At 61.7% G+C, this 17,761-nt stretch carries 17 protein-coding genes; 4 read left to right on the top strand and 13 right to left on the bottom strand.

Annotation, left to right across the window (positions count from 1 at the left end):
* Positions 1-11 precede the first annotated feature (11 nt).
* Both hyi and gcl read right to left on the bottom strand, forming a co-directional pair.
* Positions 12-794: a hydroxypyruvate isomerase gene (hyi, locus tag M5B99_RS07480; RefSeq protein WP_248803430.1), complete on the bottom strand. Its 783-nt coding sequence runs from the start codon at positions 792-794 to the stop codon at positions 12-14.
* Between the two features lie 114 nt (positions 795-908).
* Positions 909-2,684: a glyoxylate carboligase gene (gcl, locus tag M5B99_RS07475; protein WP_248803429.1), complete on the bottom strand. Its 1,776-nt coding sequence runs from the start codon at positions 2,682-2,684 to the stop codon at positions 909-911.
* A gap of 254 nt (positions 2,685-2,938) precedes the next feature.
* Here gcl and M5B99_RS07470 point away from each other — a divergent pair, with 254 nt between their 5' ends.
* A complete protein-coding gene (locus M5B99_RS07470) occupies positions 2,939-3,379 on the top strand; it encodes a GlcG/HbpS family heme-binding protein (RefSeq protein WP_248803428.1) in 441 nt (146 codons plus the stop codon).
* Between the two features lie 129 nt (positions 3,380-3,508).
* On the opposite strand, the gene M5B99_RS07465 is transcribed toward M5B99_RS07470, so the two are convergent.
* The 8 genes from M5B99_RS07465 to puuE form a co-directional block, all read right to left on the bottom strand.
* A complete protein-coding gene (locus tag M5B99_RS07465) occupies positions 3,509-4,117 on the bottom strand; it encodes a TetR/AcrR family transcriptional regulator (protein ID WP_248803427.1) in 609 nt (202 codons plus the stop codon).
* Between the two features lie 277 nt (positions 4,118-4,394).
* Entirely contained in the window at positions 4,395-5,180 is a 786-nt protein-coding gene (locus M5B99_RS07460) for an outer membrane protein OmpK (RefSeq protein WP_248803426.1), read from the bottom strand.
* Positions 5,181-5,533: 353 nt separating this feature from the next.
* Positions 5,534-6,889, bottom strand: a complete 1,356-nt coding sequence (locus tag M5B99_RS07455) for a nucleobase:cation symporter-2 family protein (RefSeq protein ID WP_248803425.1) — start codon at positions 6,887-6,889, stop codon at positions 5,534-5,536.
* Between the two features lie 298 nt (positions 6,890-7,187).
* Positions 7,188-8,537 (bottom strand): urate hydroxylase PuuD, encoded by a 1,350-nt coding sequence (locus tag M5B99_RS07450; protein ID WP_248803424.1) that lies wholly within the window; start codon positions 8,535-8,537, stop codon positions 7,188-7,190.
* A gap of 51 nt (positions 8,538-8,588) precedes the next feature.
* A complete protein-coding gene (locus M5B99_RS07445; RefSeq protein ID WP_177105590.1) occupies positions 8,589-9,092 on the bottom strand; it encodes an ureidoglycolate lyase in 504 nt (167 codons plus the stop codon).
* 263 nt (positions 9,093-9,355) lie between these two features.
* Positions 9,356-10,351 carry an allantoicase gene (gene alc, locus M5B99_RS07440; protein ID WP_248803423.1) on the bottom strand — a complete coding sequence of 332 codons (996 nt, stop codon included), beginning with the start codon at positions 10,349-10,351 and terminating at the stop codon, positions 9,356-9,358.
* Positions 10,352-10,411: 60 nt separating this feature from the next.
* On the bottom strand, positions 10,412-10,927 hold the full coding sequence (gene uraD, locus M5B99_RS07435; RefSeq protein ID WP_248803422.1) for a 2-oxo-4-hydroxy-4-carboxy-5-ureidoimidazoline decarboxylase: 516 nt from the start codon (positions 10,925-10,927) through the stop codon (positions 10,412-10,414).
* Positions 10,924-11,850, bottom strand: a complete 927-nt coding sequence (gene puuE, locus M5B99_RS07430) for an allantoinase PuuE (protein ID WP_248803421.1) — start codon at positions 11,848-11,850, stop codon at positions 10,924-10,926. The genes uraD and puuE overlap by 4 nt, the downstream gene beginning before the upstream one ends.
* A gap of 431 nt (positions 11,851-12,281) precedes the next feature.
* On the opposite strand from puuE, the gene uraH reads away from it, so the two are divergent.
* Positions 12,282-12,635: a hydroxyisourate hydrolase gene (gene uraH, locus M5B99_RS07425; RefSeq protein ID WP_248803420.1), complete on the top strand. Its 354-nt coding sequence runs from the start codon at positions 12,282-12,284 to the stop codon at positions 12,633-12,635.
* 230 nt (positions 12,636-12,865) lie between these two features.
* On the opposite strand, the gene M5B99_RS07420 is transcribed toward uraH, so the two are convergent.
* The 3 genes from M5B99_RS07420 to M5B99_RS07410 form a co-directional block, all read right to left on the bottom strand.
* The gene (locus tag M5B99_RS07420; protein WP_248803419.1) at positions 12,866-13,492 is read right to left on the bottom strand and encodes a LysE family translocator; all 627 of its coding nucleotides are present in this window, start codon (positions 13,490-13,492) and stop codon (positions 12,866-12,868) included.
* Positions 13,493-13,556: 64 nt separating this feature from the next.
* Positions 13,557-14,906 (bottom strand): NCS2 family permease, encoded by a 1,350-nt coding sequence (locus M5B99_RS07415; protein WP_248803418.1) that lies wholly within the window; start codon positions 14,904-14,906, stop codon positions 13,557-13,559.
* Between the two features lie 399 nt (positions 14,907-15,305).
* Positions 15,306-15,746, bottom strand: a complete 441-nt coding sequence (locus M5B99_RS07410) for a MarR family winged helix-turn-helix transcriptional regulator (protein ID WP_248803417.1) — start codon at positions 15,744-15,746, stop codon at positions 15,306-15,308.
* A gap of 83 nt (positions 15,747-15,829) precedes the next feature.
* On the opposite strand from M5B99_RS07410, the gene M5B99_RS07405 reads away from it, so the two are divergent.
* Positions 15,830-16,996, top strand: coding sequence for a PLP-dependent aminotransferase family protein (locus M5B99_RS07405; protein WP_248803416.1), 1,167 nt, complete (start codon positions 15,830-15,832; stop codon positions 16,994-16,996).
* A 10-nt stretch (positions 16,997-17,006) separates the two neighbouring features.
* Positions 17,007-17,609 carry a glutathione S-transferase family protein gene (locus tag M5B99_RS07400; RefSeq protein ID WP_248803415.1) on the top strand — a complete coding sequence of 201 codons (603 nt, stop codon included), beginning with the start codon at positions 17,007-17,009 and terminating at the stop codon, positions 17,607-17,609.
* Positions 17,610-17,761 lie beyond the last annotated feature (152 nt).

Below are 17,761 nucleotides of genomic sequence, written 5' to 3'. Positions count from 1 at the left end.
TCCTCTTTTTCTTATATCGCGTTATGGGTTTTCAGCCAGCCCAGCCCGGCTTCGGTGCTGGTTAGCGGCTTGTATTCGCAGCCGACCCAGCCCTGGTAACCGATGCGCTCCAGGTGCTCGAACAGGAACCGGTAGTTGATTTCTCCGGTTCCCGGTTCATGGCGTCCGGGGTTGTCGGCCAGCTGCACATGGTTGATCTCGGCCAGGTGCTCGGACAGGCTGCGCGCCAGGTCGCCCTCCATGATCTGCATGTGGTAGATGTCGTATTGCAGGAACAGGTTGGCGCTGCCCACCTGATGGCGGATCGACAGGGCCTGGGCCGTGGTGTTCAGGTAGAAGCCGGGGATGTCGCGGGTGTTGATCGCTTCCATCACCAGGCGGATGCCGACGGCTTCAAGCTTGCCGGCGGCGTACCTGAGGTTGTCGACGAAGGTCTTTTCCAGAAAGGCGTCGTCGAAGCCCTGGGGGCGGATACCGGCCAGGCAGTTGATTTGGGTATTGCCCAGTACCTGTGCATAGGCGATGGCCAGGTCGACCCCGGCGCGGAACTCCTCGACCCGGTCCGGGTGACAGGCAATGCCGCGTTCGCCCTTGGCCCAGTCGCCGGCCGGCAGGTTGAACAGCACCTGGGTCAGGCCATGGCTGTCGAGTTGCGCCTTGATCTCGGCGGAGCTGAAGTCGTAGGGGAACAGGTATTCCACGCCGCTGAAACCGGCAGCGGCGGCGGCCTTGAAACGGGCCAGGAAATCCTGCTCGGTGAACAGCATGGACAGGTTGGCGGCAAAGCGTGGCATGGGCGTCTCCTTGCAAATCGATACAAAGTGTTTGGGCTGACTGCCGGCACAGCGATAACAGCGGTGAAGGTGATAGCGCCAGCGCTGGCAAGCCAGTCTCCTGCAAGTGTGGGATCAGTCGAGCAGCGCAATCGCCGTCGGCGCATCGTTGCCGACCAGTGCCAGGTCTTCGAACTCGTTGATGGCGTTGATCTCGGTGCCCATGGAAATATTGGTCACCCGTTCGAGGATGATTTCGACAATCACCGGCACCCGGAACTCCTCGATCATGGCCTGGGCCTGGCGCAGCGCGCCCTGGATCTGCTCCGGCTCGAACACCCGCAGGGCCTTGCAACCCAGGCCCTCGGCGACAGCCACGTGGTCCACGCCATAGCCGTTGAGCTCGGGTGCATTGAGGTTGTCGAAGGACAGCTGTACGCAGTAGTCCATATCGAAGCCGCGCTGGGCCTGGCGGATCAGCCCCAGGTAGGAGTTGTTCACCACCACGTGGATGTACGGCAGCTTGAACTGCGCGCCGACTGCCAGTTCCTCGATCATGAACTGGAAGTCATAGTCGCCGGACAGGGCTACCACCTTGCGATTCGGGTCGGCCTTGACCACCCCCAGCGCCGCCGGAATGGTCCAGCCCAGGGGCCCGGCCTGGCCGCAGTTGATCCAGTGCCGCGGCTTGTAGACATGGAGGAACTGCGCGCCGGCAATCTGCGACAGGCCGATGGTGCTGACGTAGCAGGTGTCCTTGCCGAACACTTGGTTCATCTCTTCATAGACGCGCTGGGGCTTGACCGGCACGTTGTCGAAGTGGGTCTTGCGCTGCAGGCTGGCCTTGCGCTGCTGGCAATCGGCGAGCCAGGCACTGCGATCCTTGAGCTTGCCGGCGGCCTGCCATTCACGGGCCACTTCGATAAACACGGTCAGGGCCGCGGCGGCGTCGGAAACGATGCCCAGGTCCGGGGTGAATACGCGGCCGATCTGGGTCGGCTCGATGTCCACGTGAATGAACTTGCGTCCTTCGGTGTAGACCTCCACGGAGCCGGTGTGCCGGTTGGCCCAGCGGTTGCCGAGGCCCAGCACCAGATCGGATTTGAGCAGCGTGGCGTTGCCGTAGCGGTGGGAGGTCTGCAACCCGACCATGCCGACCATCAGCGGGTGGTCGTCGGGAATCGTCCCCCAGCCCATCAGGGTCGGAATCACCGGAATGCCGGTCAGTTCGGCGAACTCCACCAGCAACTCGCTGGCGTCGGCATTGATGATGCCGCCACCGGCCACCAGCAACGGACGTTCGGCCTGGTCGAGCAGGGCCAGGGCTTTCTCGACCTGGATGCGGGTGGCACTTGGCTTGGCCAGTGGCAGCGGCTGGTAGGCGTCGATATCGAATTCGATCTGCGCCATCTGCACATCGAACGGCAGGTCGATCAGCACCGGGCCGGGGCGGCCGGAACGCATTTCATAAAAGGCTTTCTGGAAGGCGTAAGGCACTTGGCCGGGTTCGAGCACGGTGGTTGCCCACTTGGTCACCGGCTTGACGATGCTGGTGATGTCCACGGCCTGGAAGTCTTCCTTGTGCAGCCGTGCCCGCGGTGCCTGGCCGGTGATGCAGAGGATCGGGATCGAGTCGGCGCTGGCGCTGTACAGGCCGGTGACCATGTCGGTGCCGGCCGGGCCCGAAGTGCCGATGCACACGCCGATATTGCCGGCCTTGGTGCGGGTGTAACCCTCGGCCATGTGCGAGGCGCCTTCGACGTGTCGAGCAAGGACGTGATCGATACCGCCGAGCTTTTGCAACGCGCTGTACAGCGGGTTGATCGCGGCACCGGGAATGCCGAAGGCAGTGTCCACCCCTTCGCGGCGCATCACCAGGACGGCAGCTTCGATTGCTCTCATTTTGCTCATTATTTTGTGCCTCTTGCGTTTTATAATTGTATACAAGTTGCTGTGTGGCGAGTGTATTCACGCTGGGTGGCGCTGGTCAATGCCTTTTCTAAAATGACTGGCAGATCGGTTCTGAGGCCGTTTGTCTGGATTTTGAGTAGACTTCGTCGTATTTTTGTATACAAAAATATATTATATTGTGTTCTATTAATCTGGCCGGACGCCTTCGGAAACTGAGCGTCAACGGCTCTCCCTCACTCGATAAGGACGGCACCATGAGCGCTTTAACCTTGAACGTCGCAGTCAGTCTGGCCTGTGAGGCGATTGCTGCCGGCCGGGCCATTTCGGCAGCACCGCTGACCATTGCGGTGCTGGATGGCGGTGGTCACCTGGTGACCTTGCAACGCGAGGACGGGGCTAGCCTGTTGCGTCCGCAGATCGCCATCGGCAAGGCCTGGGGGGCGATCGCCCTGGGCAAGGGCTCGCGTTTGCTGGCGCTGGATGCGCAGCAGCGGCCGGCGTTCGTGGCGGCGTTGAACAGCCTGGGGCAGGGCAGCGTGGTGCCGGCGCCGGGCGGGGTGTTGATTCGTGATCAGGGCGGGCAGGTGATCGGCGCCATCGGGATCACCGGGGATACTTCGGATATCGACGAGCAGTGTGCGATCAGTGCGGTCGAGGCATTGGGGTTGGTGGCGGATGCCGGGGTGTCAGTCTGATTTTTGTTGTTTGGGCGGACGCTTTCGCGGGCAAGCTCCGCTCCCACAATGTCCGTGCTCGCGCACAAATATTCGGTGCGGCCGGGAATCTGTGGGAGCGGAGCTTGCCCGCGAATGGCGCGCCGCGGTCTATCGGTCCGGCTCGCAGCCCTTGAGCACCAACCGCACGATGGTCTGTGCCGCCGCTTCGTAGTCGATATCTTCCAGCTTGGCCTTGCCGGTGATCGAGGAGATCTGCCAGTCGAAATCGGCATAGGTCTGGGTCGCGGCCCAGATGCTGAACATCAGGTGATGGGGGTCGAGCGGGGCGATCAGGCCGCGGTCGATCCAGGTCTGGATGCAGGCGATATTGTGCCGGGCCTGGGCGTTGAGCTGTTCCACCTGATCGGGGCTCAGGTGCGGCGCGCCGTGCATGATTTCACTGGCGAAGACCTTGGAGGCGAACGGCAGGTCGCGGGAGATGCGGATCTTCGAACGGATATAGCCGGCCAGCACCTCGGCGGGTACGCCCGCCGGGTTGAACGGCGTCGAGGCCTGGAGGATCGGCTCGATGATGCTTTCCAGCACCTCGCGGTAGAGGTTGTCCTTGGATTTGAAGTAGTAGTAGACGTTGGGCTTGGGCAGGCCGGCCTTGGCCGCGATATCGCTGGTCTTGGTGGCGGCGAAGCCCTTGTCGGCGAACTCTTCGCTGGCGGCGCGCAGGATCAGTTCACGGTTGCGTTCGCGGATGGTGCTCATAAACCAGGTTTTTCCTTGCCGGCCCGGGCGGTTGGGCATGGTAGCACCGGGGTTGCGCAAGGCTCAAGAATGGCCCTTCCACACGCCTGCATGGGCATATTGCAGGAGCGCCCGGTCAGGTCCTTGAACCCTGCGCCATCTCCTCAGCCGCCATCGCCGGCAAGCCGGCTCCCGCAGGGTTTTGGGCATGGCCACGATCTGTGCTGATGCGCACAACTGTACAAGCCGGCTTGCCGGCGATGGCGGCCGACCCGGCGCCGCAGGACTCACGACAGCATCAGAAGTGGTACTTGATCAACAGGCTCGCGGTGTCTTGGTTGGTCTTGAACTCGCCGGTGCTTTCCAGGCCGTACTTGTTCTTCCAGTAGTCATACTCGATCCCCACGTACAGCTGCTTCTCGCCCCAATGCAGGGCCTTGCCCAGGTCGTACTTGATCTGCGGGTTGAAGTGCAGGTTGGCGTGGTAGGTTCCTTGGGCATTGCGGTCGTTGTCCACCACCCAGTCCATATAGCCGTCGATCAGCACATCGGAACCGCCCACCGGCAAGGTGTAGGACCAGACCGGGGTGATCTGCCAGATATTGCTGCCCGGGCGGTTGCTGTCGGTATGGCGCTGGTAGAAGTTCAGCTGGAAGTAATCGAACCCCGGGACGTCCAGGTCGAAACCGGGGCCGAACAGGTAGGCGTTGGTGTCGCCTTCGCCGAACTCGTAGGTCATGGCCAGCAGCACGTCCTTGACCGGGCCGAAGGCGAACGAACGGTCGAAGATCTTGCCCATGGACAGGCGCGGGGTGAACTCGCCGTAGTAGGTGTTCGGGCCGAGGCGGGTATCGGCCTTGCCATTGTAGAAGATCCGGTCGAGGAAGAAGAAGTTGTCGCCGTACTTCCAGGCGTCGGCGTGCTCGAAGGTGACGGTCTGCTGGATCTGCGGGTTGACGGTGAAATTCTTGCCGTACAGGTAGGTCAGGCTGTTGTTCTGCCATTGCAGCAGGTCGCCTGCGCAGGCGGCTCCCGTGCCCAGCAGGGTGGCGGACAATATCAGGCTCGTACAAGTGCGCTTCATCGGTGTGCTCCTTAAGGTCAGTGGTTCCACGATTTCCGTCGTTCGGCGTTCTGGGTCTGGCGCCTTTTTTCTTTGTGTACCACCACCGATTGGCCAGCCTGCCTGCTCTTGGCAGGGACTGGATCAAGGCAAAAAAAGGTCAAAGACGCCTCGTCCGGCTGTCCGTGGGACAGTCGAGCGGGAGTGCTTCGATAGGCCTTGAGGGGGGCCGCGCCGGGATCGGCTGGCGCTTGGCTCAGGTGTCGGTGGTGATAGCTTGTTTGAGCGGATTCGAGCGGGCGCGCAGCATACTGACTCGCGCCGCAGGGCTCAAGCGCCCCGTGCCAGAGCGCTCGATTCCGCCGGCAAGGGCTTCAGTGCGAGTGAACATGCCCGCTGAGTGCCGCCCGTTCCGCGCCCCCCAGCACGTTGAAGAGCAGGTTCAGGGACACGGCGCTCAAGGTCGCCATGGCGATACCGCTGTGGGTGATCGGGCCCATCCACAGCGGTAGATGGGCGAAGAACTCCGGCCGTACCACGGGGATCAGGCCCATGCCGATGCTCACCGCCACCAGCAACTGGTTGCGTCGGTCGGAGATGTCGGCTTCCTGGAGGATCTTGATCCCGGTGGCGGCGACCATGCCGAACATGGCGATGGCCGCGCCACCCAGCACCGCCGGCGGAATCGAGGCGACCAGGAACGCGGCCTTGGGCAGCAGGCTGAGGACGATCAGGAAGATCCCGGCGACGATGGTCACCGAACGGCAGCGCACGCCGGTCATCTGCACCAGGCCGATGTTCTGGGCGAAGGAGGAGTGGGTGAAGGTATTGAAGAAGCCGGCGAGGAACGACGCTCCGGCATCGCACAGCAAACCACGCCGGAGCATGCGCGGGGTGACGTCCTGGCCGGTGATCTTGCCCAGGGCGAGGAACATCCCGGTGGACTCGACGAAGATGATCACCACCACCAGGCACATGGACAGGATCGGTGCCAGGTGAAACTGCGGCACGCCGAAATGCAGCGGGGTGACCACTTTCAACCAGGGCGCCTGGGCCAGGCCGCTGAGGTCGACCATGCCGATGACGCCGGACAGCACATAACCCAGGAGCATGCCGATCAGTACCGAGATATTCACCCAGAAACCGCGCATGAAACGGTTGATCAACAGGATGGTAGCCAGTACCAGCGCGGCCACCGTGAGGTAGATCGGCGAGCCGAACTGTGTCGCGGCACTGCCGCCGCCGGCCCAGTTCACCGCCACTGGAAACAGCGAGAGACCGATGGCGGTAATCACGGTGCCGGTGACCAGGGGCGGGAAGAAGCGCACGATCCTGGACATGAACGGAGCGATCAGCAGGCCGAAGAAACCGGCGGCGATGGTCGCGCCGAAGATCCCGGGCATGCCGATGCCGGGCATGCCGGCCATGGCTACCATGCTGCCGACGGCGGCGAAACTGGCCCCCATCATGACCGGCATGCGGATGCCCATGGGACCGATGCCGAGGGATTGCACCACGGTGGCGATACCGGCCACCAGCAGGTCGGCGTTGATCAGAAAGGCGATTTCCTCACGACCCAGGCCGGCGGCCTGTCCGATGATCAGCGGTACGGCGACGGCGCCGCCATACATCAGCAGAACGTGTTGCAGGCCCACCAGGATCAACTGCAACAGGGGCAGGCGCTGGATAGCGGGTGCGGCGGGGATGCGCGGTTCGGATAACTCGGACATGCAACACCTCGGATCTTTTTTATTCTTGTGGTTTTAGCGCTGTGTGGTTGCATACAGCGTTTTTGAAGCGGTTGCAGCCAGGTGGCGAAGGGGCCTTTTGAAGCCCTGATACTGTTCAACTAAGGACCTGGGATCTTGAACGCGCCGCCTTGGTGGGAGCGGTGCATGTCGGATCGCCGCACCGCCGTGAAGCTTCTGGCGGTCTCGAGGGCCTTTTCGCGAGCAAGCTCTGCTCCCACAGGGACCCTGTTCGGCCTTGACTGAATAGCATCAGGGTTTGCCCACTCGCCACCGATGTTCAGTTGGTGCGCGCCCCCTGGTTGATCCAGGCAGCGATCAGGTCACGCTCCTGCTGGGTCATCTGGGTGATGTTGCCCAGCGGCATGATCTGGGTGGTGATGGCCTGGGCCTGGATACGCGGGGCCAGTTGCTGGATCTGTTGCGCGGTATCGAAGATCACACCCGCCGGCGCCGAGCTGAACAGCGGGCTGGTGGGCTGGGCCGAATGGCACACCGCGCAGCGTTCCTGGATCACGTGGTGAACCTTGTCGAAGCTGACGTCAGCGGCACTCGTTGTGGTCGCTGTCGTTGGCGCCGGAGCGGGGACCGAAGCTTGGGCTGGCGCGGGGGCAGCTGCCGGCGCCGCGGATACCGCGGGGGGGGCTTCGGCCGGCTTGCCGCCCAACGCGGTTTCCGGCAGCGGCTGGTATTCGATCGGCGCCGGGGCCTTGGCCACCGGCGGTGCGCTCGGGGTCGACGCGGGACCGGTGACATAGGCCAGGCAGATCATCCCGAGGGCTGCGACCGGCAAGGTCCAGGCGAACTTGTGACTATTGTGGCGAGTGTTGAAATAGTGCCGCACCAATACCGCCAGCACCGCGATCCCGGCCAGGATCAGCCAGTTGTACGGGCTGCCATAGGTGCTCGGGAAGTGGTTGCTGATCATGATGAACAGCACCGGCAGGGTGAAGTAGTTGTTGTGCCGTGAACGCAACAAGCCCTTGGCCGGCAGGGTCGGATCCGGCGCGCGGTTCTCGGCGATGGCCGCGACCAGGGCGCGCTGGGCCGGCATGATGATGCGGAACACGTTGCCGACCATGATGGTGCCGATGATCGCGCCGACATGCAGATACGCACCGCGACCGCTGAACACCTTGCTGAAGCCGTAGGCGGCGGCAATCAGCAGCACGAACAGAATAAGGCCGAGCAGGGCGGGGCGCTTGCCCAGGGCCGAGTCACAGAGGAAGTCGTAGACGAACCAGCCGGCGATCAGCGCGCCGATACCGATGGCCACGCCCTCGGGGCCGCTCAGGCCGCTGCCGGGGGCGACGAGGTAGAGCACCGGGTTGGAGTAGAACACCACGCACAGCAGCGCGATCCCCGACATCCAGGTGAAATAGGCTTCCCATTTGAACCAGTGCAGGTTGTCCGGCATGGTCGGTGGGGCCAGCTTGTATTTTTCCAGGTGGTAGATTCCGCCGCCGTGGATCGCCCAGAGGTCGCCGGCCAGGCCGTCCTTGGGGTTGACCCGGTTGAGGTTGTTCTCCAGCCAGACGAAGTAGAACGATGCACCGATCCAGGCCACGCCGGTGATCATGTGAATCCAGCGCACGCTCAGGTTCAGCCATTCCATCAGATGTGCTTGCACAGTTTTTACCTCTCGCCTGTCACTCTTTTTCGGGAGTGATCAGACCTTCTCTTATTGGTGGGGGGCGAGGATCAGGTACTCATCCTCTTTGAAGAAATGCTCATCGCAGTTGTTGCCGGAGCCACTGCGATCAACCACCAGGAAGTCATCCCGCTTTTCGATCGTCAGCACCGGGTGGTGCCAGACGCCGCGATGGTAATTGATGCCCTGCCTGCCATTACTGACAAAGGCGCGGACCAAGCCTGATACCGGTGCATCGCCAAGGGGCGCGACCACGATCAGAAAGGGGTTGCCGAGCAGCGGGATGAAAGCCTGGCTGCCCAGCGGATGGCGCTCGAGCATGCGCACGGTCAAGGGCATTTCCAGCGCGTCGGCGCGGAAGATGCTGATGATCGCCTGGTCGTCCGGCGTGGCGGTTTGCACCGTCGCCAGGCGATGGAAGCGCTGGGTCGAACCGTTGTTGATCATGAAGTGATCGCTGCCGTCGGTTTCGATCACGTCACCGAAAGGGGCGAAGGCTTCTTTGCTCAGCGGTTCAATCGTCAGTGTGCGCATGCGGGTCTTCTTGATCTCATATTTGTGAATGGCTACACCGCTATCCCGTGGATGCGGATTTGTGCGAGTGGAGCTTGTGTGGGAGCAGTACCTGTGTGGGAGCGGAGCTTGTGGGAGCGGAGCTTGCCCGCGAAGCTTTTAGCGGCCTCAAGGGCCCCTTCGCGGGCAAGCTCCGCTCCCACAAGTTCCAGTCCTGTACAGGCTCTGTTCCCAAAAGTTCCAGTGCTATACAGGCTCCGCTCCCACAAGGTCGTGCATGACCTTTATTTTGCAATCTTGCCCAGCACCCGCAGCCGGCTCACACCGCCATCCGGGAACACGTTCAGGCGGATGTGGGTGATGGGCCCCAACGCCTTGATCTGTTCGGCGAAGCTGTGTTCCTGGTGCATTTCCAGTTTCTGGCTCGGCAGCAGTTCGCGCCAGAACAGGCTCTGGGTCTCGATCTGGCTGTCGGTGCCACCCTTGACGAACGCGCCCTGGATCGAGCAACTGTCCGGGTAGTTGCCTTTGAAGTGCAGGGTGTCGACGATGATCTGCTCGATTTCGCCCGGATGACCCAAGGCCACGATCACCCAGTCATTGCCCGGGGTACGCCGGCGTGCGGTTTCCCAGCCGTCGCCCATGTTGACGCCACGGCCCGGGTTGAGGATGTTGCTCATACGGCCGAAATGCTCGTCGGAACAGGCCAGGGCACGACCGCCGTTGAGGGCGGACGCCAGGTCGACCTGTTCGTTGTCGGCCACCGCCGTCCAGTCACGGAACGGAATGCCGTAGACCCGCAGACGCGCCACGCCGCCGTCCGGATAGATATTGAAACGCAGGTGGCTGAAGGCCTGGTCGTTGCTGATCTCGTGGTAGTGATGGCTGTTGCCTTGCAGCTCGACGGCGGACAGCACTTCGACCCACTGGGTGTTTTCGTCCGGTTCGCCCTGGCTCAGGAAGCAGGCTTCCAGCGAGGCCGATGGCGGATAGTTGCCGGTGAAGAACGAAGTGTCGATGTCCACGCCCTTGATCGAGCCGGCCACACCGAGGCGGATCACCGCGCTGTCGTAGCCTTCGAATCGCTTGCGGCGCGATTCCCAGCCGTCCATCCACTTGCCGTTGTCATCGAACACGCCCTCCTTCCACACCGCCGGGGTCGGCTGGAACAGGCGGTTGGCGTCGGCGAACCAGTCGTCGGTGACCGAGAGGATCTTGGTGCCCAGGCGGGCGTCGGCCAGGTTGACGAACTTCTCGAAAGGTACGGCGTAAGCTTTCATGCTTTTTGTCTGCCTTTAAATGAGTGGCTGGGGAGGCTTGCCGGGTTCAGGCGCGGCTCGCTAAAGGGTCTGCAGGCGGAACAGGGCGATCTTGTTGATCTCGGCCAGCGCGCACTGGAACTCGGTGTCCACCGGGTTGTGGATGCGCACTTCGAACGCGGCGAGGATCTGATGCCGGTTGCTGCCTTTTACCGCCATGATGAAGGGAAACTTGAACTTGGCCTTATAGGCGTCGTTCAGCTCGGTGAAGCGTTGGAACTCCTCGCTCGAGCATTGCTGAATACCGGCGCCGGCCTGTTCGTTGGTGCTGGCTTCGGTAAGCTGGCCCTGGACAGCCGCTTTGCCGGCCAGGTCCGGGTGAGCGTTGATCAGGACCAACTGGCTGGCGCGATCGGCGCTCAAGAGGATGTCGCTCATGCGCTGGTGCAGGCTCTCGACCTCGTCGAGGTCGGTGTCCTGGCCCAGGTCGAAAGCCTTTTCGGCGACCCAGGGCGAATGTTCGTAGATATCGGCGAAGGCCTGGACGAAGGCTTCTCGGCTCAAAGTCGAGGGCTTGAGGGTCTGGAAGGCGGTCATTTCGCAGCTCCCTGGAAAGGCTGGGTGGCGTGCCAGTGGCGGGCGATATCGACCCGGCGACTGAACCAGACCCGGTCATGGCCTTTGACATATTCGATGAAGCGCTGGAGGGCGGCCAGGCGTGCCGGGCGGCCGATCAGGCGGCAGTGCAAGCCGATGGAGAGCATTTTCGGCGCGTCTTCGCCTTCAGCGTAGAGCACATCGAAGGCATCCTTGAGGTACTGGTAGAAATCGTCGCCGGTGTTGAAGCCCTGCACCTGGGTGAAGCGCATGTCGTTGGTGTCGAGGGTGTAGGGGATCACCAGGTGCGGCTTGCCGGTGGTGTTGTTGGGTTCCCAGTAGGGCAGGTCGTCGTCGTAGGTGTCCGAGTCATAAAGGAAGCCGCCTTCCTCCATCACCAGCTTGCGGGTGTTCGGTCCGGTGCGTCCGGTGTACCAGCCCAAGGGGCGTTCGCCACTGATTTCGGTGAGGATGCGGATGGCTTCGAGCAGGTGCTCGCGCTCCTGGGCTTCGTCCATATATTGGTAGTCGATCCAGCGATAGCCATGGCTGCAGATCTCGTGGCCGGCCTCGACCATGGCGCGGATCACCTCCGGATGGCGCTGGGCGGCCATGGCCACGGCGAAGACGGTCAGGGGGATATCGAAGCGCTTGAACAGTTTGAGAATCCGCCACACGCCGGCACGGCTGCCATACTCGTAGAGCGACTCCATGCTCATGTTGCGTGCGCCCTGCAAGGGTTGCGCGGCGACCATTTCCGAGAGGAAGGCTTCGGATTCCGGGTCGCCATGGAGGATGTTGCGTTCGCCGCCTTCTTCGTAGTTGAGCACGAAGGACAAGGCGATGCGGGCATTGCCTGGCCAGTGGGGGTGAGGCGGGTTGCTGCCGTAACCGATCAGGTCGCGTGGGTAGTCGGCGCTCACTGCAGTCTTCCTTCTTGTTCGTGGTGACGGTTGCGTGGTGCCCCGTCAAAACCGGGTAGCGTCACGGCGATGAGGTGATTGTATACAACTTTATATTCATTTTGTAAGCCCGTTTTTTTGCATTTCTTTCTGCTGAATGACCGCACGCTTCGCCCTGGGAAACCCTGCAAGAAACCTGCCTATTCGGTCAGTTAATACTTTGTGGACCTTGCGCTGGCAGGCGATTGCGCTTTATTCATGACTCGTGGGGATGGGCTGGAGGTGGAGGAAAAAATCTCGAATTTATTGTGTACAATATTTTGTAAAAGTGTCTTAATAATTTTCGAGCCGCGTCAGCTGGTACTTCGCCAGGGCCGGTTTCTCCTTTATCCACTGACTCCGGGAGGCGCGAGGCCCGATCTGCCGCAAGGGTGGGCCGGCCCGCAGAATCAATGGGACGTTTGACTACACATGTTTTGGATGCCGCACATGGCTGCCCCGGCAGTTCGATCAAGGTCGAGCTGTATCGGGTCGAAGGCGCACAGCTGGAGCTGGTCGCCAGCGTCCTGACCAACAATGACGGGCGCTGCGCTGCACCGTTACTGCAGGGGGGCGATTACCGCTCCGGGGTCTATCAGTTGCAGTTCCATGCCGGCGACTACTATCGGGCCCGTGGCGTGAAGCTACCGGAGCCGGCGTTCCTCGATGTGGTGGTGCTGCGTTTCGGGATCAACGCCGAGCAGGAGCACTACCACGTGCCGTTGCTGATTTCGCCCTACAGCTATTCAACCTACCGAGGCAGCTAGATTCCCCCAAGCATCTGCGCCAAAGCTTCCTTGGTTATTTGCCCGCGTTCACTGCGGGCTTTTTTATGTCTCGCGATTGGGTTTACAGGTGGTTGTGGTGGTGAATGCACTGGCCTCTTCGCGGGCAAGCTCCGCTCCCACAATGTCCGAGTCAACCGCGGTATTGTGTACAGACACAAAACTGTGGGAGCGGAGCTTGCCCGCGAAGAGGCCAGTACGGCACTACACATCTAACGGCTCAACAATGACACCGCGCCCGCACCACCGAACAACCCGGCGCTGATCCGGTTGAACCAGCTCTGTCCCTTGCCGCTGCGCAAATAACCCGCCGCCCCATGGGCGCCGAGGCCGTAGGCCAGCTTGCACAGCAGGTCCAGCACGGTCCAGGTGGCAATCATCACCAGCAACTGGCCGAGAAACGGCTGGTCGGTCCTGAGAAACTGCGGCAGGAAGGCGGCGAAGAACAGGATGTCCTTCGGGTTGCTGGCGCCGAGCACGAAGGCGCGCCCAAACAGGGCACGAAAGCGCGGGACCGGCGCGGTTTCGGGCACATTCGCCGCCCGCGCCGGTTGCCGCGATTGTTGCCAGCTCCGCCAGGCGAGATAGAACAGGTACAGCGCGCCGACAATCTTCAGCGCGCTGAACAACTGTTCCGAAGCCAGCAGCAACGCACCCAGGCCCAGGGCTGAAGCGCTCAACAAGCAGATCGAGGCGCTGACCCCACCGAGAAAGGCCGGGTATGAGCGGCGCAATCCATAATTCAGGCTGTTGCTGATCATCAGCAGTGACAGCGGCCCGGGGATCAGGATCACTACCAGGGCGGCGCTGCTGAACAACAACCAGGTTTCCAGACTCATCAGGTTTCTCCCTTCGTACAAAAGCCCCATCGAGATGGGGCTGGTCACTACCGCTCGGGTTCTCTTACAGGAAGATGAACTTGGCGATAAAAATGGCGCACAGCACCCACAGGCTGATGGAAATATCCTTGAACTTGCCGGTTCCCGCCTTCAGTGCCACATAGGTGATAAAGCCCAGGGCGATCCCGTCTGCGACTGAAAAAGTCAACGGCATCATGATCGCGGTGACAATCGCCGGAATGCTGTCCGTGGCATCGTCCCACTCGATATGCGCCATGCCGCTCATCATCAGCATCGCTACGTAAATCAGCGCGCCGGCGGTCGCGTACGCAGGGATCATGCCAGCCAGCGGGGCGAAGAACATGGCCGCGACAAACAGTATGCCTACAGTAACAGCGGTCAGACCAGTCCGACCACCCGCGGCAACACCCGCAGCACTCTCCACATAGCTGGTGACCGGCGGCACACCGACCACCGCACCGAATACGCTGGAGACGCTATCCGCCTTCATCGCCCGGGACAGGTTCTCGATACGACCGTCGGCATTCACCAGACCGGCGCGCTGGGCGACCCCCATCAGGGTGCCGGCGGTGTCGAACATGTGCACGAAGAGAAAGGCCAGGACCACGCTGATCATACTGACGTTGAACACGCCCTTCAGGTCCATGGCCATCCAGGTCGGGGCCAGGCTCGGTGGCGTGGAGAAGATGCCGTGGTATTCCACCAGGCCCAGGCCCCAGCCGGCGAGGGTCACGCTGATGATGCTGATCAGGATGGCACCGAAGACCCGGTGGTAGCTGAGGATCGCGATCATCAGGAAACAGATCGCCGCCAGCAGCGGACCGGGCTCATGCAGGGCGCCGAGCTTGATCAGGGTAGCCGGGCTGGCGACGACAATTCCGGCGGTTTTCAGGCCGATCACCCCGAGAAACAGCCCGACCCCGGCACCCATCGCATGACGCAGGCTGAGGGGGATGCTGTTGAGCAGCCATTCGCGGATTCTCGACAGGGTCAGCGCCATGAACAGCACGCCGGAGATAAACACCGCGCCGAGGGCGGTTTCCCAGTGGTAGCCCATGGTGCCGACTACGGTGTAGGTGAAGAATGCATTCAGGCCCATGCCCGGGGCCAGGCCCACCGGCCAGTTGGCATAGAGGCCCATCAGCAGGCAGCCGAGGGCAGCGGCGATGCAGGTGGCGACAAAGGCCGCGCCGTGGTCGATACCGGCGTCGGCCATGATGTTCGGGTTGACGAAGATAATGTAGGCCATGGTGATGAAGGTGGTCACCCCGGCAATCAGTTCGGTTTTCACCGTGGTGCCATGCAACCTGAGCTTGAACAGGCGTTCCAGCAGTCCGGAACTTGACGGTGGCGACAGGTCCAGCAGGGGGGCTTCGGATTTGCGGCTTTCCACAGCGAGTACTCCTCAAGAGTTTTATTGTTATTTCCAGAGCCGGACGCGGGGTGGGCAGCGGCTCTTTGAGGCAGCACGGGTTTGTTGACTATAAAGTCAGGAACTCGCACGAAACGAATTATGCTTTTGTATACAAATAAAGCAAATAATGTTTTTTTATTTGTGTGCGATAGATGAGATGTGTGCGATGTGTGTGGTTGAACGGTGAGAGCAGGTTGACCCTTTGTGGTGAGCGGGCTTGTCGGAACGCCGCACCGCCGCTCTGGGCTGCGAAGCGGCCCCAATATCAGCGACTTCATTGTGTCAGGCAGAACGCAGTCACAGGGTTTACGGCTGCTTCGCAGCCGAGCGCGGGCAAGCCCGCTCGCCACGGGTGGTGTTCATCAAGGAAGGGGGGTATCAGGAAGGACGGTGTTTTCCCAGCGCTAGGTTCACCGCCAGCCAGCCGTCCACCGCGGCTTCGCCGGCCTGGGCAAAGGCTTTCTGCAATAACTTTACCTGCTCGCGGCGCAACGACGCCTCCAACTGCTCACCCTCCGTCGTCAACCGCAGCAGGCGCTTGCGCTTGTCGGTCTCGGACGCAAGGCTGCGCACCAGGTCCATTTCGCTCAGTTGCCGCAATGGCATGTTCAGCGCCTGCTTGCTGACGCCGAGCAAGGCCAGCAGCTCCTTGACGCTCACGTCGGGATAACGGGCGATAAAAAACACAATGCGCTGGTGTACCCGGCTCAAGCCACGACGCTCGAGCATTTCGTCGGCCTTGGCGGTGAACGCCTGGTAACCGAAAAAAAAGGCCTGCATGGCGTCTTGCTGGGCATTCGAATTTTTAAGGTCAAGCATATTGACGTATCTGCTCGCGGCGGCGTAATTTCGGTCAAGCAGTTTGACGTACTTTTCGCTCACTTAGCTACCGGTGACCTCGCATGGCCTTCTCCGAACGCGTGATCCGTCTGAAAAGCTCCCTGATTCGTGAAATCCTAGCGGCCGCCCAGCGTCCGGAGGTGATGTCCTTTGCTGGCGGCTTGCCATCCGAAGCCATGTTACCGACCCTGGACTGGGAGGGCCTGCCGCCCGCCCTCGGCCAGTACGGCATGAGCGAGGGCGAGCCGGCGCTGCGCGAGGTGCTGGCTGCCGAGGCGCGGGCGCTGGGAGTCGACTGTCAGGCGAGCCAGGTTTTGGTGGTCAGCGGCTCCCAGCAGACCCTGGATCTGGTGGCCAAGCTGCATATCGACAAGGGCACCGAGATCCTTCTCGAAGGGCCGACCTATCTTGCCGCGTTGCAGATCTTCCAGCTGTTCGGCGCCGACTGTCTGAGCATTCCGCTGGAGCAGGATGGTCCCGACCTGGCCCAACTGCGTGCGCGCCTGGAAAACCACCAGCCGGCCTTCGTCTACCTGATTCCGACGTTCCAGAATCCGTCCGCCGTGCGCTACAGCGAAGCCAAGCGCGAGGCCGTCGCCGCCTTGCTCGACGAGTTCGGCGTGACCCTGATCGAAGATGAACCGTATCGCGAGCTGACCTATGACGGCGGCAGCGCCCGGCCGATTGTCAGCCGTTTGCGCAACAGCAGCTGGGTCTACACCGGCACGCTGTCCAAGACCCTGGCCCCCGGATTGCGGGTCGGCTACCTGATCGCCAGCCCGGACCTGTTTCCCCATCTGCTCAAGCTCAAGCAGTCGGCGGACCTGCACACCAACCGCATCGGCCAGTGGCAGGCGTTGCAGTGGATCGGCACGGAAAAATATCGCCAGCACCTGGTACAACTCCGGGACTTTTACCGGGCCCGACGGGATGCCTTTCAACAGGCCCTGGAACGGCACTTCGGTGACCTCGCCGATTGGCAGGTGCCACAGGGCGGTTTGTTCTTCTGGTTGACCCTCAAGCAACCGCTGGATACCCGTACCTTGCTCGCCGAGGCATTGAGTCGGGATGTGGCATTCATGCCCGGTGAACCTTTTTTTGCCGAACCGGAGTGTAATCCGGGTAATCTTCGTCTTAATTTCAGTCACATCGCACCGGAGCGCCTGGACGAAGGTCTCCAGCGCCTGGCTGCTGTCATCCGTCATGCACAGGTCGCACAAGCGGCTTAAGGGGAGGGCCATGTACAAGGTTTATGGCGATTACCAGTCGGGCAATTGCTACAAGATCAAGTTGATGCTGCACCTGCTGGGGCAGGAATATCGTTGGCACCCGGTGGACATCCTCAAGGGTGACACCGAGACCCCGGAGTTCCTGGCGAAGAACCCCAACGGCAAGGTGCCGGTGCTGGAGCTGGAAGACGGCACCTGCCTGTGGGAGTCCAACGCGATTCTCAACTTCCTGGCCGATGGCAGCGAGTTCCTGCCCAGCGAGCCGCGCCTGCGCACCCAGGTGCTGCAATGGCAGTTCTTCGAGCAGTACAGCCACGAACCCTATATCGCGGTGGCACGCTTTATCGAGTTCTACCTGGGCTTGCCGGAGGAGCGTCGCGAGGAATACCTCAAGCTGCAGAAGCGTGGGCACAAGGCGCTGAAGGTCATGGAAAAGCAGCTTCAGCAAACCCCGTACCTGGTGGGCGAGCACTATTCGATCGCTGATATCGCGTTGTATGCCTATACCCATGTGGCCCATCAGGGCGGCTTCGACCTGAGCGACTACCCGGGTATCCAGGCCTGGCTGCGGCGGGTGGCCAGCCATCCGAAGCATGTCGGCATGCTGGATTGACGATCCGACGTATGACGCAAGCTTCTGGATGACGCAAACCCTCCCCGTAGGAGCCGGCTTGTTGGCGATAGTGGATTGTCAGGCGACAGAGATGCCGGTTGTCAGCTCGCAATCACCAGCAAGCCGACCCCTACAGGAGGTAAGTCATCTGT

The organism is Pseudomonas sp. MWU13-2100, assembly GCF_023242365.1.
In the GTDB taxonomy this organism is placed as follows: domain Bacteria; phylum Pseudomonadota; class Gammaproteobacteria; order Pseudomonadales; family Pseudomonadaceae; genus Aquipseudomonas.
The sequence above is the reverse complement of the archived record's forward strand: the minus strand, read 5'-3'. Positions and strand labels throughout refer to the sequence as shown.

Excerpts from the sequence above, each read along its gene's own strand:
- hyi (WP_248803430.1), bottom strand. The coding sequence starts at position 794 with ATGCCACGCTTTGCCGCCAACCTGTCCATGCTGTTCACCGAGCAGGAT.
- gcl (WP_248803429.1), bottom strand. The coding sequence starts at position 2,684 with ATGAGCAAAATGAGAGCAATCGAAGCTGCCGTCCTGGTGATGCGCCGC.
- M5B99_RS07470 (WP_248803428.1), top strand. The coding sequence starts at position 2,939 with ATGAGCGCTTTAACCTTGAACGTCGCAGTCAGTCTGGCCTGTGAGGCG.
- M5B99_RS07465 (WP_248803427.1), bottom strand. The coding sequence starts at position 4,117 with ATGAGCACCATCCGCGAACGCAACCGTGAACTGATCCTGCGCGCCGCC.
- M5B99_RS07460 (WP_248803426.1), bottom strand. The coding sequence starts at position 5,180 with ATGAAGCGCACTTGTACGAGCCTGATATTGTCCGCCACCCTGCTGGGC.
- M5B99_RS07455 (WP_248803425.1), bottom strand. The coding sequence starts at position 6,889 with ATGTCCGAGTTATCCGAACCGCGCATCCCCGCCGCACCCGCTATCCAG.
- M5B99_RS07445 (WP_177105590.1), bottom strand. The coding sequence starts at position 9,092 with ATGCGCACACTGACGATTGAACCGCTGAGCAAAGAAGCCTTCGCCCCT.
- alc (WP_248803423.1), bottom strand. The coding sequence starts at position 10,351 with ATGAAAGCTTACGCCGTACCTTTCGAGAAGTTCGTCAACCTGGCCGAC.
- uraD (WP_248803422.1), bottom strand. The coding sequence starts at position 10,927 with ATGACCGCCTTCCAGACCCTCAAGCCCTCGACTTTGAGCCGAGAAGCC.
- uraH (WP_248803420.1), top strand. The coding sequence starts at position 12,282 with ATGGGACGTTTGACTACACATGTTTTGGATGCCGCACATGGCTGCCCC.
- M5B99_RS07420 (WP_248803419.1), bottom strand. The coding sequence starts at position 13,492 with ATGAGTCTGGAAACCTGGTTGTTGTTCAGCAGCGCCGCCCTGGTAGTG.
- M5B99_RS07410 (WP_248803417.1), bottom strand. The coding sequence starts at position 15,746 with ATGCTTGACCTTAAAAATTCGAATGCCCAGCAAGACGCCATGCAGGCC.
- M5B99_RS07405 (WP_248803416.1), top strand. The coding sequence starts at position 15,830 with ATGGCCTTCTCCGAACGCGTGATCCGTCTGAAAAGCTCCCTGATTCGT.
- M5B99_RS07400 (WP_248803415.1), top strand. The coding sequence starts at position 17,007 with ATGTACAAGGTTTATGGCGATTACCAGTCGGGCAATTGCTACAAGATC.